General features: G+C 67.5%; 12 protein-coding genes. 4 read left to right on the top strand and 8 right to left on the bottom strand.

The features are described 5' to 3' along the window. Nucleotides 1–45 precede the first annotated feature (45 nt). Nucleotides 46–1761 (top strand): ABC transporter substrate-binding protein, encoded by a 1716-nt coding sequence (locus ACS5PN_RS08610; RefSeq protein ID WP_439463510.1) that lies wholly within the window; start codon nucleotides 46–48, stop codon nucleotides 1759–1761. A gap of 299 nt (nucleotides 1762–2060) precedes the next feature. Then, nucleotides 2061–3839, top strand: coding sequence for a beta-1,3-glucanase family protein (locus ACS5PN_RS08605; protein ID WP_439463509.1), 1779 nt, complete (start codon nucleotides 2061–2063; stop codon nucleotides 3837–3839). Between the two features lie 69 nt (nucleotides 3840–3908). Here ACS5PN_RS08605 and ACS5PN_RS08600 read toward each other — a convergent pair whose 3' ends face one another. Together ACS5PN_RS08600 and ACS5PN_RS08595 are read right to left on the bottom strand one after the other, a co-directional pair. After that, the gene (locus ACS5PN_RS08600; RefSeq protein WP_439463508.1) at nucleotides 3909–4223 is read right to left on the bottom strand and encodes a hypothetical protein; all 315 of its coding nucleotides are present in this window, start codon (nucleotides 4221–4223) and stop codon (nucleotides 3909–3911) included. Between the two features lie 23 nt (nucleotides 4224–4246). After that, entirely contained in the window at nucleotides 4247–4897 is a 651-nt protein-coding gene (locus tag ACS5PN_RS08595; RefSeq protein ID WP_439463507.1) for a trimeric intracellular cation channel family protein, read from the bottom strand. A 64-nt stretch (nucleotides 4898–4961) separates the two neighbouring features. Here ACS5PN_RS08595 and ACS5PN_RS08590 point away from each other — a divergent pair, with 64 nt between their 5' ends. After that, nucleotides 4962–5564, top strand: a complete 603-nt coding sequence (locus ACS5PN_RS08590; RefSeq protein WP_439463506.1) for a helix-turn-helix domain-containing protein — start codon at nucleotides 4962–4964, stop codon at nucleotides 5562–5564. After that, nucleotides 5561–6385: an SRPBCC family protein gene (locus ACS5PN_RS08585; protein ID WP_439463505.1), complete on the top strand. Its 825-nt coding sequence runs from the start codon at nucleotides 5561–5563 to the stop codon at nucleotides 6383–6385. The genes ACS5PN_RS08590 and ACS5PN_RS08585 overlap by 4 nt, the downstream gene beginning before the upstream one ends. A 10-nt stretch (nucleotides 6386–6395) precedes the next feature. On the opposite strand, the gene ACS5PN_RS08580 is transcribed toward ACS5PN_RS08585, so the two are convergent. The 6 genes from ACS5PN_RS08580 to ACS5PN_RS08555 form a co-directional block, all read right to left on the bottom strand. After that, the gene (locus ACS5PN_RS08580) at nucleotides 6396–7961 is read right to left on the bottom strand and encodes an ABC transporter substrate-binding protein (RefSeq protein WP_439463504.1); all 1566 of its coding nucleotides are present in this window, start codon (nucleotides 7959–7961) and stop codon (nucleotides 6396–6398) included. 5 nt (nucleotides 7962–7966) lie between these two features. Next, nucleotides 7967–9529, bottom strand: coding sequence for an ABC transporter substrate-binding protein (locus tag ACS5PN_RS08575; RefSeq protein WP_439463503.1), 1563 nt, complete (start codon nucleotides 9527–9529; stop codon nucleotides 7967–7969). Further along, nucleotides 9526–11106: an ABC transporter substrate-binding protein gene (locus ACS5PN_RS08570; RefSeq protein ID WP_439463502.1), complete on the bottom strand. Its 1581-nt coding sequence runs from the start codon at nucleotides 11104–11106 to the stop codon at nucleotides 9526–9528. Before ACS5PN_RS08570 ends, ACS5PN_RS08575 begins: the two co-directional genes overlap by 4 nt. Nucleotides 11107–11164: 58 nt before the next feature. Further along, nucleotides 11165–11458, bottom strand: a complete 294-nt coding sequence (locus tag ACS5PN_RS08565; protein ID WP_439463501.1) for a hypothetical protein — start codon at nucleotides 11456–11458, stop codon at nucleotides 11165–11167. A 26-nt stretch (nucleotides 11459–11484) separates the two neighbouring features. Then, on the bottom strand, nucleotides 11485–11853 hold the full coding sequence (locus tag ACS5PN_RS08560; protein ID WP_439463500.1) for a YciI family protein: 369 nt from the start codon (nucleotides 11851–11853) through the stop codon (nucleotides 11485–11487). A gap of 160 nt (nucleotides 11854–12013) precedes the next feature. Further along, on the bottom strand, nucleotides 12014–13645 hold the full coding sequence (locus ACS5PN_RS08555; protein WP_439463499.1) for an FAD-dependent oxidoreductase: 1632 nt from the start codon (nucleotides 13643–13645) through the stop codon (nucleotides 12014–12016). Nucleotides 13646–13695 lie beyond the last annotated feature (50 nt).

Genomic DNA, 13695 nt, shown 5'->3' with positions numbered 1-13695 from the left:
AGAGGACAGAATGGCGCCTCGATTTCCGCTTTTCTTCCTCGATGCATGCCGCCAGACTCTCAGCGCCCCACCCAGCTGGTGGAGCAGTACATCCGCCTGGCCGAAGGCCTGCCCGAGCGTTCGCAGCTGCCGCTGGCCACGGTGGCCGAGCGCCTGTGCTGCGGTGAGCGCAATGCGCGGCTGTTGCTGTCCCGCATGCAGGCGCTGGGCTGGCTGGCGTGGAAGCCGGGGCGGGGGCGCGGCCAGCTGTCGGAGCTGAGCCTGCGCCAGGACCCGGCCGTGCTGCGCGTGCAGCAGCTGCAGCGCCTGCTCGAAGAAGGGCGCGTGGAAGCGGCCTTCAGCGGCCTGCCGGTGGCCGCGCGCTCGCGCATCCGCCAGGCGCTGCCGGCCTTCCTCGGCGCGACGCCGGGTGGTGGGTTGCGCATCCCCTTCTACCGGCCGCTGCATGCCCTGGACCCGCAGGGTGTGACGCGACGCACCGAGTCCCACATCGTCAGCCAGCTCTGCGATGGGCTGACGATGTATGACCGCGAGGCGGAGTCCATCCGCCCCGCGTTGGCCCACCACTGGGAGGCCAGCGACGACGGCCGGCAGTGGCGCTTCTGGCTGAGGCCCGGCCTGCGATTCCAGGATGGGCGGCCGCTGCGAGCGCAGGACGTGGCGGCCACGCTGCTGAGGCTGCGCGACGCGCCCGGGCCGCATCGCGCGCTGATGGCGCATCTGCTGACCGTGAACACCGCCGGCCAGTGCATCGAGATGCAGCTGAGCGCGCCCGATCACCTGATGCCCCACCGCCTGGCCCACCACAGCGGCGTCATCCTGCCGGAAGGCGACTGGCATCGCGCCGACTTCGCCACGCTGCCCATCGGTGCCGGCGCCTTCCGCCTGGTGCGCAACAACGAGCACCGAGCCACCCTGGTGGCCTTCGAGGGCTACTGGGGTGTGCGTCCGCTGATCGATGAGATTGACCTCTGGGTGGTGGCTGCGGGCAGCGAGCTGCCGGCGGTGGACCTCAAGATCGGTCAACTGGCCCGCGCGACGCCCGAGGCGCCGGCCTGGCGGACCATGGAGCAGGCCGAGCAGGGCTGCGAGTTTCTGCTGCTCAACCCCGCGCGAGCCACGTTCGCGACCAGCGCAGCGCGCTGCGCCATCGGCCACTGGCTGCGCAGCCATGTGGCCCGCACGGCTCTCGGCGAACGCTTTCGCATCGCGACCGGCTGGCGGCCCGGCTGGGATCACGCGCCCGTTCCTGAGCCCGGCAGCCTGCGCGCGCTGGCGCCGCCCAGGCAACTGCTGCTGGTGACCTATGAACTGGCCGATCTCATCGCGCTGGCGCGCAGCGTGGCGGCCGCCTGGGAGGCGGTGGGCACGCGCGTACAGCTGGAGGTGCAGCCCGCGCCGCAGTTCGCGACGCGCCGCTGGCACCGGCACGCTGACATGGCGGTGTCGGGCGAGGTGCTGTCCGACGACATGGAGTTCGGCATGTTCGAGCACCTGTCCAACGGCTCGAGCTTCCATGCCTGGTTGCCCGAGGGCTTGAAGCGCACGCTGGCCAGGCACTGCCAGGCCATTGCCGCCGATCCTTCGCCGGCGCGCCGGCAGGCGGCGATGGAGGCTGGCTTCGCCCAGGTCACACGTGCCGGGGCGCTGCTGCCCATGCGCCACCTGATGCAGCAACTGGAGCACGCGCCCCATCTCGGCGGCGTGTCGCTGGCGCGTTGCGGTTGGATGGACTTCCGCAAGCTCTGGCTGCCGGGCTGAGCGTCACCGAGGCGATCAGGGATCGACTGTCCCTGAAGCTGGCGACGCATGAAAACGTCTCGCACGGGTTTTCCATGAAACCGCTTTCGCGCTTCTCCCAGGAGGATGCTCTGAAAATTTGAAAGCGCTTTCATGCGTGATTTCCGATGGCGACCTGATCCCGGCAGCGGCTGCATGCCGGGGAGAGCAGTAGGTCTTCGCAGTCGCGATGCCGGCCGGGGAAGGCCATGCCGCCCTCTCCACGTTGGGACCCGAACGACCCGCCGATCCTTGACGACGAGCGGGCAAAGGAGACAAAGGTGAATCTTGTTTTGCGTTGCTTGCGCCTGCTTGGCGCCTGCTGGTTGCTGGCGATTTCAGGCATTGGCCTGCTCGGCAGCACATCGGCCCTGGCCCAGTACTACACCCAGGGCGTCGAGGTCAGCGGCTCCACGGCCACGATCTGGTTCAAGTCCAATGTGTCGACGACTTGGGTCGACGCCCACTACACCGTCAACAACGGCCCCCAGCAGAACATCCGCATGACGGCCGCCAACGGCCGCTATGAGCAGAAGGTGACCGTCGCCACCGGCAACGTCATCGGCTACTGGTTCACCTACAACAACGGCACGCCGGCCTATGACACGCCGAAGTTCAGCTACACCGTCGGCACGCCGCCCGTGGCCAGTGGCCCGGTCTGCTTCTACGCCGACATCAACTACACCGGCGACAGCTTCTGCGCCAGCGCCGACTCGAGCTGGATCGGCACGGCCTGGAACGACCGAGTCTCCTCCGTCAAGGTGCAGTCCGGCTACCAGGTCACGCTGTACAACGACATCAACTACGGCGGCTCCTCGCTGGTGCTGACGGCCAACGAGCCCAACCTGGTCAACCGCGGCTTCAACGACCTGGCTTCGTCCTACCGCGTCGGCACCACCACCAACACCGGCACCTGGAACGGCCGCACCACCTTCAATATCGTCAACCAGACGGGCGGCCGCTGGACCGACGATCAGGTCTACTTTGCCATCATCGGCAAGGACTGGAGCACCGGCAAGTTCGTGCGCGTGGATGCCGCGGGCAACTTCATCCCCATGTCCACCAGCGACAACGGCGCGCTGACCAAGAACGGTGTCACCTACACCAACTACTTCCACAAGCTCAGCACCACGCGCTCCATCACCATCCCGGCGCTGAACTCGGCCCGCGTGCTGATGTCGGTGGGCTCGCCGATGTACATCCGCGTCGTCGTCGATGGCAACGGCAACATCGGCTACGCCGGCGCCAACATCGAGAACCCGACCGACCCCAACATCGACGTCTACTTCGACTTCGGCGAGATGGCCATCATCCCGCAGGGCCAGGCCGACCCCGGCATCTTCATCAACACGACGCGCGTTGACCACTTCGGCTTCCCGCTGAAGCTGCGCGTGCAGGGCCTGAATGGCTACGACCAGACCGTGGGCGAAGCCCTGACCGAGACGCGTGACCAGCTCTTCAGCAAGTTCGTCGCCGAAGTGCCGGCCCAGTTCAAGCCGCTGGCCCAGGCGCCCTACTCGCCGTATCGCATCATGGCGCCGGCCCATGGCACCTTCAAGCCGGGTGCAGCCAACGCCAACTATCTGCAGCCCTATATCGACGCCGTCTGGGCCCGCTACCGCAACGAAGACCTGGTCTTCACGCTGCAGAACCTGGGCACCTTCCGCGGCCGTATCAGCGGCGACCGCTGGACCTTCACGGGCGGCTCGCCGGCCGGCACCTTCTACATCAACGGCAAGCCCGACACCGCCAGCGTGCTGCTGGGCGCGGGCCTGCTGGCCGATGCCAGCGGCAACCCGACCAACATCGGCACGCAACTGCAGATCCAGGCCCAGGTGTGCGCGGCGCTGAACCGCCACGTCATCGAGACGCCGGCCAACTGGTACGTCCAATCGGCCCACTACCCGTCGGGCACGCTGGGCAACTGGTACGCCAAGTTCTGGCATGACCACAGCATCAACAAGAAGGCCTATGGCTTCGCGTATGACGACGTGGGTGACTTCAGCCCGTCGCTGCACACGCAGGCCCCGACGACGGTGACTTACACCATCGGCTGGTAAGACAACGGCTTCCCCAAACGAGCAAGGCCCCGCGGTGCGGGGCCTTTTCCATTGGCGCCGGTGGTGACTCTAGGTGAGGTGCGCTTCTTGGCCGCAGAACGGGCAGTTCACGCGCTTGAAGGTGGACGACAGGTTGATGCCGCACTGCGGGCAGCCACCGACGTCGCAGCCCTCGTCGACCTCTTGCTGGAACTCCGCATCCACGTCATCCGGCGGAAGGCTGATGAAGTGCACGTCCAGTGGCTGGCCGAGTTCAACGGAACGTGTGTAGGCAAATGACAGCGCCAGCGTGTGCTGCTTGTCGGAAAGGTGGTGCAACGTGTTCGCGATGATGCGCAGCGCCCGTGCGCGGTCGAGCTTCAGCAGTTCGGCTTCGATGTCCATGTTGGCTGTCCGTCGGTTGGGTTTCAACGCTTCGCGCCGATGCGCCAGGCCGGCAGCGTCCAGCCCGTCCACAAGGCCAGGCCGCGCAGCAGCACGGCCGTGCCGGCGGCCGCGCTGATGACGGCCCATTGCGGCGCCTGCATCTGTACCGCGCCGACCAACACCCAGCCGCCGACAAAGCTGCACAGGGCGTAGGGCCGGTGGTCGTGGAAGGCGGCCGGGATCTCGTTGCAGACGATGTCGCGCAGCACGCCGCCGAAGGTGGCCGTGATGACGCCCATCAGCACGGCGACGATGGCGGGCTGGCCCATGTCCAGGGCGATCAACGCGCCGTTGGCCGTGAACAGGCCCAGGCCTAACGCATCAGGCCACTGGATGGCCTTTTCGGTCAGCGCCAGGTGGCGGCGGCGCAGGAGGAGCATGGCGGCGAAGGACAGGGCCATCAGCGCCCACAGCCAGTCGGCATGCTCGACCCAGAAGAAGGGCCGCCGATCCAGCAGCACATCGCGCAGCGTGCCCCCGCCAAAGGCCGACAGGCCCGCGACGATGCACAGGCCGACGACATCGAGATGCTTGCGCGCGCCGGCCAGCAGGCCCGACAGCGCGAAGGCTAGGGTGGCGGTGATCTCGACGACGGCCTGGATGGTCGAGAAGTTGATGACGGGCGGTTTCATGTGGGGCGAATCATCGCCGCTCCAAGTCATTGACAAATTAATTTGTCAAACCTAGGATCTGCGCATGCTCGACATCCAGGTCATCGAGGATCCCGTGGCGGCGGCCGTCGCGCTCGGCCCCATGCGCAGCCGCCTGCTGGCGGAACTTGCGGCGCCCATCTCCGCGGCGACGCTGGCGTCCCGCGTCGGCCTGACGCGGCAGAAGGTCAACTACCACCTCAATGCGCTGGAGTCGCATGGGCTGGTGCAGCTGGCCGAGGAGCGCAAATGGGGCGGGTTGACCGAAAGGCTGCTGGTCGCGACGGCGGCGTCCTATGTCGTCTCGCCGGGTGCGCTCGGACCGGTGGCGGCCGACCCGGGCCGCGAAGTCGACAAGCTCTCCGCGAACTACCTCATCGCGCTCGGTGCGCGCCTCGTGCGCGAGGTCGGCGAGCTGGTCCGCCGCGCCAGCGACACGGGCAAGCGCCTGGCCACGCTGGGCGTGGATACCGAGATCCGTTTCCGTTCGGCGGTGGAACGCGCCGCCTTCACCCAGGAACTCACCGAGGCCATCGCATTGCTGGCCTCGAAGTACCACGACGAATCCGCCCCCGGCGGCCGCGCCCATCGCCTCGTCGTCGTGGCCCACCCTTTGACTCAGGCATCAGACGCCAAGGAGCCCTCATGAGTGTGAAGAAGGAAGCCTCCGGGCGCCGTTCGGTCGAGATCCGGTTCGAGGTGCCCGGCACGCCCGAAGAGGTGTGGCAGGCTATCGCCACCGGCCCCGGCATTTCCTCCTGGCTGATGCCGGCCGAGTTCGAGGAGAGCCATGGCAAGCCCGTGGCGCTGAAGCTGAGCTTCGGCCCCGGCGGCGAGGCTCGCTCCGAGGTGACGGCCTGGGACCCGCCGCGCATGTATGCCGGCCAGAGCGAGGGCCTGATGCCGGGTTCGCCACCCATCGCGGCCGAATGGCATATCGAGGCCCAGGCCGGCGGCACTTGCGTCATCCGCCTGGTGCACAGCCTGTTTGCGAGCACCGACGACTGGGACGACCAACTGGGCGAGATCGAATCCGGCTGGTCCGGCTTCCTGCGCGCCCTGCAGCTCTATCTGCAGCACTTCCGCGGCCAGTCCTCGACGCTGACGAAGTGGATGCTGCCTGTTGCGGGTACGGAGGCCGAGGCGTGGGCCGCGCTGGCCACCGCGTTGGGCCTGCAGCGCGTGAAGGCAGGCCAGCGCTGGACGGCGCCAGCAGGTGCGCCGCAACTCAGCGGTGTGGTGGAGTACGCCAGCGAGGCGCCCAACGACATCCTGGTACGTGTCGATCAGCCCGGCCCGGCCATCGCCGCCTTCGGCTCGGTCGACATGGGTGGCCCTAGCATGGTGGGCATGAACCTCTATTGCTACGGAGAGCAGGGCGCGGCGCTCGCCACCCGCCAGGCGCCGTTGTGGCAGGCGTGGGCGCGGCAACACCTGCCCATCCTGGAGGAGCCCAGCCAAGGAGGCTGAGCGGGACGCACTACTTCACCGTCGCCCACTTGGCCTGCGGGGCATCGTTGGCCGAGTGCGGGAGGGTCACGCCCGCCTTCATCGCCCAGGGGCGCACCTGGTGGTGGATGGGGATGAAGAGGAACTCGTCGCGCGTGCGCTTCAGCGCCTCCTGCATCAGGGCCAGGCGCTTGGGCACGTCGGTCTCGATCTTCATCTGCGCGACCAGGGCGTCGACCTTGGCGTCGCTGACCTTGGCGAAGTTGCCCTTGCCGTCCACGCCGGCCGTTTTGGTGTGAACGATGTCCTGCAGCGTGTACTGCGCATCGAAGGTCGTCACGCCCCAGCCGTACATATAGAGCGGCAGCTCGAAACGCTGCATGGCAGCCGAGTGCTGTGTCATGGGTTGGGTCTGCAGCTTGGCGCGCACGCCGATGCGCGTCCACATCGACACCACGGCCTGGCAGATCTCCTCGTCGTTGACATAGCGGTCGTTGGGGCAGGCCAGCGGCACGTCGAAGCCTTCGGCATAGCCCGCCTCGGCCATCAGCTGCTTGGCTCGCGTCACATCCGGCTTGGCCACGGTGTCCAGCTCCTGCGACCAGCCATAGGCCACCGGCGCCACCATGATGCCGGCCGGGATGGACAGGCCGCGCATCAGGCTGCGCTTGATGGCCTCGCGGTCGATGGCCAGCGACATGGCCTCGCGCACGCGCCTGTCCTTGAAGGGGTTCTTGCCCTTGATGTTGGAGCCCCTGATCTCGTCGCTGCCCTGGTCCAGCGCAAAGAAGATGGTGCGGTTCTCGGGGCCGTCGATGACCTTGAGGCGGGGGTCGGCCTTGAGCTTGGCCACGTCCTGGGGCGGCAGGTCGGTCAGCAGGTCGAGGTCGCCCGACAGCAGGGCGGCCACGCGCGTCGCGTCGGACTTGATGGGCAGGTAGCTGACCTCGCTGACGTTGCCCTTGGGCTTGTCCCACCAGTCCTTGTTGGCCACCATGCTGATCTTCTGGTCTGGCGTCCAGCTGACGATCTTGAACGGCCCCGTGCCCATCGCATTGCGCGAGGCATAGGTGTCCTCCTTGGCCTTGAAGTCCTGCGGGTTCTCGGAGCGGTTCTTGGCGGCCCACGCCTTGCTCAGGATGCGCACATAGGTTAGGTTGCGCGTGATCACCGGGTTGGGGCCTTCGAGCATGAAGTCCACTGTGTAGTCGTCGATCTTCTTCACCTCCTTGATGCCGGAGGCGTAGATGATCATGTTGCTGGCCGGGTGCTTGATGCGCTGCAGGCTGAACACGACGTCGTCGGCCGTGAATGGCGTGCCGTCATGGAACTTGACGCCGCGGCGCAGGTCGAAGCGCAGCTGGGTCGGCGTCACATAGGTCCATTTGGTGGCCAGGGCCGGCTCGACGTCGAACTTCTCGGTGTAGCGGGTCAGGCCTTCGTAGGCGTAGCCGGTGATGGTGGACGTGGCCGAGTGGTTCTGCGAATGCGGGTCCAGGGTCTGGATGTCGTTCTGGGCCGCCCAGCGCAGCGGGTTGGCCGTGGCGGTCAGCGCGGTGGCCAGCCAGGCGGCGGCCCAAAGGGTGGTCAGTTTCATAAGCCTCAGTGGATGGAGGTGAAGCGGGCCTCAAACGTGTCGTTCGAGCGGTGCAGGGTCTGGACGCCGGGTTTCATGGCCCAGGGCCGGATCTGATGATGCACGGGAATGAAGAAGGCTTCATCACGCACGCGCAGCAGCGCCTCGCGGATCAGCGCGTTGCGCGCCGTGACGTCGGGTTCGAACTGGATGCGCTCGACCAGGGCGTCCAGCGTCGGGTCGGCCAGGCGGCTGAAGTTCTGGCCGCCGTTGCCGCGCGCATCGCGGCTGTGGCCCCAGCCCTGCAGGCCCTGGTGGGCGTCGTAGGTGGGCATGGAGATGCCGATCAGATAGAAGGGTGACTCGTAGCGCTCCAGGGCCTGGACATGCAGGGTCATCGGTTGGGCGTTGAGACGCGCGCGCACGCCGATGCGCGCCCACATGGCCACGGCCGCCTGGCAGATCTGCTCGTCGTTGACGTAGCGGTTGTTGGGGCAGCGCAATGGCACGTCGAAGCCCTGGGGGTAGCCCGCCTCGGCGAGCAGCTTGCGGGCCTTGTCGGGATCGGCCTTCAAGGGCGCATCCAGGGCTGCGTCGTAGCCACTGACACCAGGCGACACCATCAGCGCCGCCGGTACTGACAGCCCGCGCATGATGCTGCGCTTGATGGCCTCGCGGTCCAGGGCCAGATTGAGCGCCTCGCGCACGCGCTTGTCCTTGAAGGGGTTCTTGCCCTTGACGCTGGCGTCGCGCAGTTCGTCGCTGGTCTGGTCCATCGCGAAGAACACGGTGCGCACCTCGGTGCCTTCCATCAGCTTGAGCCGGGCATCGGCCTTCAGGCGCTGGTAGTCTGCCGGCGGTACATCGGTGACGAGGTCGACGTCGCCCGACAGCAGGGCGGCCACGCGCGTGGGTGCCGATTTGATGGGCAGATAGCTCAGCTCGGTGATGTTGCCCTTGTTGCTGTCCCACCAGTCCTTGTTGATGACCATCTGCACGGCCTGGTCGGGTTGCCAGCTGACCAGCTTGTAGGGCCCGGTGCCGTTGGCATTGCGCGAGGCATAGTTCTCTTCCTTGGCCTTGAAGTCCTCGACATGGTCGGCCTTGTTCTTCAGCGCCCAGCCGCGGCTCATGATGCAGAAGCTGACGAGGTTCTGCAGCAGCAGCGGCGTCGGCGCCTCCAGCATCAGGTCGACGCTGTAGTCGCTGACCTTGCGGATCTCGCGGATGCCCGAGACATAGGCCTGCATGGCGCCCTGGGGTTCGCGGATGCGCGCGAAGCTGAACAGCACGTCGTCGGCCGTGAAGGGGCTGCCGTCGTGAAACTTCACGCCGCGGCGCAGTTCGAAACGCACCTGGGTCGGCGAGACATAGGTCCATTTCGTCGCCAGCGACGGCTCGGGCTGATAGTTCTCGCCGCGCCGCACCAGGCCTTCGTAGACCTGGGCAGCGATGGTCAGCGAGGTGGTGTGGTTCTGCGAATGGGGATCCAGCGTCAGGATGTCGTTCTGCGCGGCCCATCGCAAAGGGGCCGCGCTGGCGGACAGGGCTGCGAACAGCCCGAAGGCCAGGGCGGCGAGCAGCTTCACTTGATGCTGGTGTAGCGCGCCTCGAAATAGTCGTTCGAGCGGTGGATGGTCTCGACCGTCGGCTTCATGGCCCAGGGCCGGATCTGGTGGTGGATGGGCACGAAGAGGTATTCGTCGCGGATGCGCAGCAGGGCCTCCTTGATGAGGGCGTTGCGCTTGGGCACGTCGGGCTCGAACTTGATCTTCTGGATCAGCGCGTCCAGCGGTGCATCGCTGACCTTGCCGAAGTTGAAGTTGCCGTCGGCGCCATTGGTGCGCGTGTGGCCCCAGGCCTGCATGCCGTAGAGGGCGTCGTAGGTGGAGACGCCCCAGCCCAGCATGTAGAAGGGCGACTCGCCGCGCTGGAAGGTCTGGCTGTGCGTGGAGAAAGGCTGGGCGATGAGGCGCACCTTGACGCCGATCTTGGCCCACATCGACACCGCCGCCTGGCAGACCTGCTCGTCGTTGACATAGCGGTTGTTGGGGCAGTTCAGCGGCACCTCGAAGCCCTGCGGGTAGCCGGCCTCGGCCAGCAGCTTGCGGGCCTTGTCGAGGTCGGGCTTGAGCGGGGCGTCCAGGGCCGCGTCATAGCCGTTGACGCCCGGCGCGATCATCAAGGCCGCCGGCACCGACAGGCCGCGCATGATGCTGCGCTTGATGGCCTCGCGGTCCAGGGCCAGGTTCAGCGCCTCGCGCACGCGCTTGTCCTTGAAGGGGTTCTTGCCCTTCACATTCGATTCGCGCAGTTCCTCGCTGCCCTGGTCCATGACGAAGAAGACGGTGCGGATCTCCGAGCCTTCCAGCAGCCTGACCTTGCCTTCCTCCTTGAGCTTGAAGAAGTCCTGGGGCGGCAGGTCGGTGACGATGTCGACGTCACCCGACAGCAGCGCCGCAACGCGCGTGGGCGCGCTCTTGATCGGCAGATAGCTCAGCTCGGTCACGTTGCCCGGGTTCTTGTCCCACCAGCCCGTGTTGGCCACCATCTTGACGGCCTGGTCGGGCTGCCAGCTGACCAGCTTGTAGGGCCCGGTGCCGTTGGCGTTGCGCGAGGCGTAGTTCTCTTCCTTGGCCTTGTAGTCCTGGGTGTTGGTCGTGTTGTTCTTGGTCGACCAGACCTTGCTCATGATGGGGAAGCTGATGATGTTCTGCAGCAGCATCGGCGTCGGTGCCTCGAGGATGAAGTCGACGGTGTTGTCGTCGATCTTCTTGACCTCCTTGATGCCCGACACATAGGTCTGCTTGGTGCCCTGCGGCTGGGTGATGCGGCCGAAGCTGAAGACCACGTCATCGGCCGTGAAGGGCGAGCCGTCATGGAACTTGACGCCCTTGCGCAGGTCGAAGCGCACCTGGGTCTGGGAGATGTAGGTCCACTTGGTGGCCAGCGACGGCTCGGGTCGGTAGTTCTGGCCCAGCCGCGTCAGGCCCTCGTAGATGTGGGTGCCGATGGCGTTGGAAGTGTTGTGGTCCTGCGAATGCGGGTCCAGCGTCAGGATGTCGTTCTGGGCGGCCCAGCGCAGCGGCGCGGCGGTGGCGGCGCCCAGGGTCAGCGCGGCCAGCAGAGGCAGGAGGCGAAGGCTGGAAAGGACGGCGGATTTCATGCGGCTTCCTCGGTACGTCAGAAGCCGAAAAATGTAGCGGCGCCCTCCGAGGTGTCGTCTAGGGCTTGCCCGCGGGTTCGAGTGAGCAATCGCAACCGACGCCGGCGGCGATCCAGCGTTTCACCAGCCAGCCACGCAGCCCGCTCGGCTGTGCCGCTAGCGCGCCGCACACATAGCGTGCGCCGTCCCGGCGCAGGGCGACGCATGCACCTTTCAGGCGCCGGCTCAGCAGCACGCCCAACGGGCAGGGCTCGGCCAGGCAACAGACGCCGCAGCCGTTGCAGGGCTCGCCGACGGCCGGCTTCGGCGGGGCGTCGAGGTGGATTTCGATGATCCGTGGGGGCTTGGTCATGCGTCCCCACGATGATGCCTTGCCCGTCAGCCTCCGGCGTCCATGACCCAGAACGGCCGGATCTCGATCTCCGACGGCTCGGGCATGGGATTGGGGCAACGCTTCACCCAGGCGACGGCGTCCGCCATGTTCGGCAGCTCCCAGATCCAGTAGCCCGCGACCAGGTCGCCCTCGAAGGGGCCGTCCACGGCGCTGCGCTGAGCACCGGCGAAGCGCACGCGCTTGCCATCGCGGCTGGGGCGCAGGCCGTCGCAATCCTTCATGACGCCGGCCTTGCGCAGCTCGTCGTTGAAGGCCTCCATCTCGGTCATCGAAGCCTTCATGTCAGCATCGCTCATCTCAGCCAAGCGGCGCTCCAGGCCGGGATTGGACTTGACCAGGATCATGAACTTCATGGCGGATCTCCAGGCTTTGCACGTATGGGTCGATCCTCAGCGGCACCTGCCGCGACCGCCGTCAGCCAGGGTGCCGTGAGCTTGCAGGATTCAATCCGTGCCGCACACATCGACAGCCGGCGTCGGCAGGCGCTGGCCGAGTGCCTTCACGTCAGGCGGATCAGACGTCCTTCGTCAGGTAGCGATGCAGCGTGGCGACGACCGCTGCGCCTTCGCCAATCGCGCCGCCCACCCGTTTGACCGACCCCGAGCGCACGTCGCCCACGGCAAACACACCCGGCACGCTGGTTTCCATCGCGAGCGCTTCGCCGCCGGCCTCGGTGCCGGTCAGTACAAAGCCCTTGTCGTCCAGCCGCACGCCGCAGCCTTCCAGCCAGGCGGTCTCCGGGTCGGCGCCGACGAAGAGAAAGATGTGACGCATCGGGCAGTTGCGCCCAGTGGTATTGATTTGACCGGTGCGGCGGTCGCGCAGGCTGCCTGCGGCGAGGCAGCCGCTGTCGTCGGTGTGCAGCTCGGTGAGTTCGGTGTGCGCCAGCACCTCGATGTTGGGCTGGTTGGCGATGCGGGTGATGAGGTATTGCGACATGGTGGCGGCCAGACCCTCGCCGCGCACCAGCATGCGCACGCGCGAGGCGAACTGCGAGAGATACACGGCGGCCTGGCCGGCTGAATTGCCGCCGCCGACCAAGGCCACCTCTTGGCCTGTACACAGCGCGGCCTCGCTGGCCGAGGCCCAGTACCAGACGCTGCGGCCCTCCAGCTCGCGCAGGCCGGCCAGGGGCGGGCGGCGGTAGCGGGCGCCGCTGGCGATGATGATGGCGCGGCCCTGCAGCCACCGGCTGTCGGCAAGCTGCACGCGCAGGGCCTGTTGCGGGTTGGCGCGGGTGCAGTCCAGCGCGCGGGCCTCGACGGGCACCAGCACCTCGGCGCCGAACTTCTGCGCCTGGGCGCAGGCCAGGCTGGCGAGCTGCTCGCCCGAGATGCCGGCCGGGAAGCCCAGGTAGTTCTCGATGCGGGCGCTGGCGCCGGCCTGGCCGCCAAGGTGGCGGCTGTCCAGCACGACGACCTTGAGGCCTTCGGACGCCGCATAGACGGCCGCGGCCAGGCCCGAGGGGCCGGCGCCGACGATGAGGGCGTCGAACACCTCGCTGCGGTCGCGCGTGTCCAGCATGCCCATGGCGCGCGCCAGCTCCGTCTCCGAAGGATTGAGCAGCACGCAGCCGTCGGGGCAGACGACGAGGGCGTCGTCATCGCCGCCGCCGTATTGCTCCACCAGCGTCCAGGTGGCGTCGCAGTCGCCCGGGGCCATGTGCTGGTGGGGCTGGGCATTGCGGCGCAGAAAGCCCTGCAGCCTCACCAGCTGCGGCGCGCCGGGCCGCCCCACCAGCAGCGGCCCGATCAGGCCGGCCTCCACCAGCAGCGCGCGGCGGTGCATCAGCGTCTGCATGATGCGCGCGCCCAGGTCGGCCTCGCCGATGATGAGGGCGCGCAGGCCCTCGGTGGGCACGAGCAGCACCTCGGTGTCTTCCAGGGCCTCGGCGTCGATCAGCGATGCGGTGTTGGCCAGCTGGCCCAGCTCGCCCAGGTATTCGCCCGCGCCGTACTCCGCCAGGCGCTCCCCGGGCACCACGCCGACGCGCCGGCGGATGACCACGCGGCCGCCCAGCAGCACGAAGACGCCTTCGGACGGCTGGCCTGCCGTCTTCAGCAGCTCGCCACGGCGGTACAGGCGCGGCCGGGCGAAGCGCGCGATGCGGGCCATGTCATCGGCCGACAGGGGCGGTGGCAGCATGCGGCTGCGCTGGTCTGGCGGCAATGTGTCTACGCGCGTCTCACCCATGC

This window comes from Roseateles sp. NT4 (genome assembly GCF_051857475.1).
Lineage (GTDB): Bacteria > Pseudomonadota > Gammaproteobacteria > Burkholderiales > Burkholderiaceae_C > Pelomonas.
Note: the sequence above shows the minus strand (reverse complement) of the source record. Positions and strands in the feature narration are given on the sequence as shown.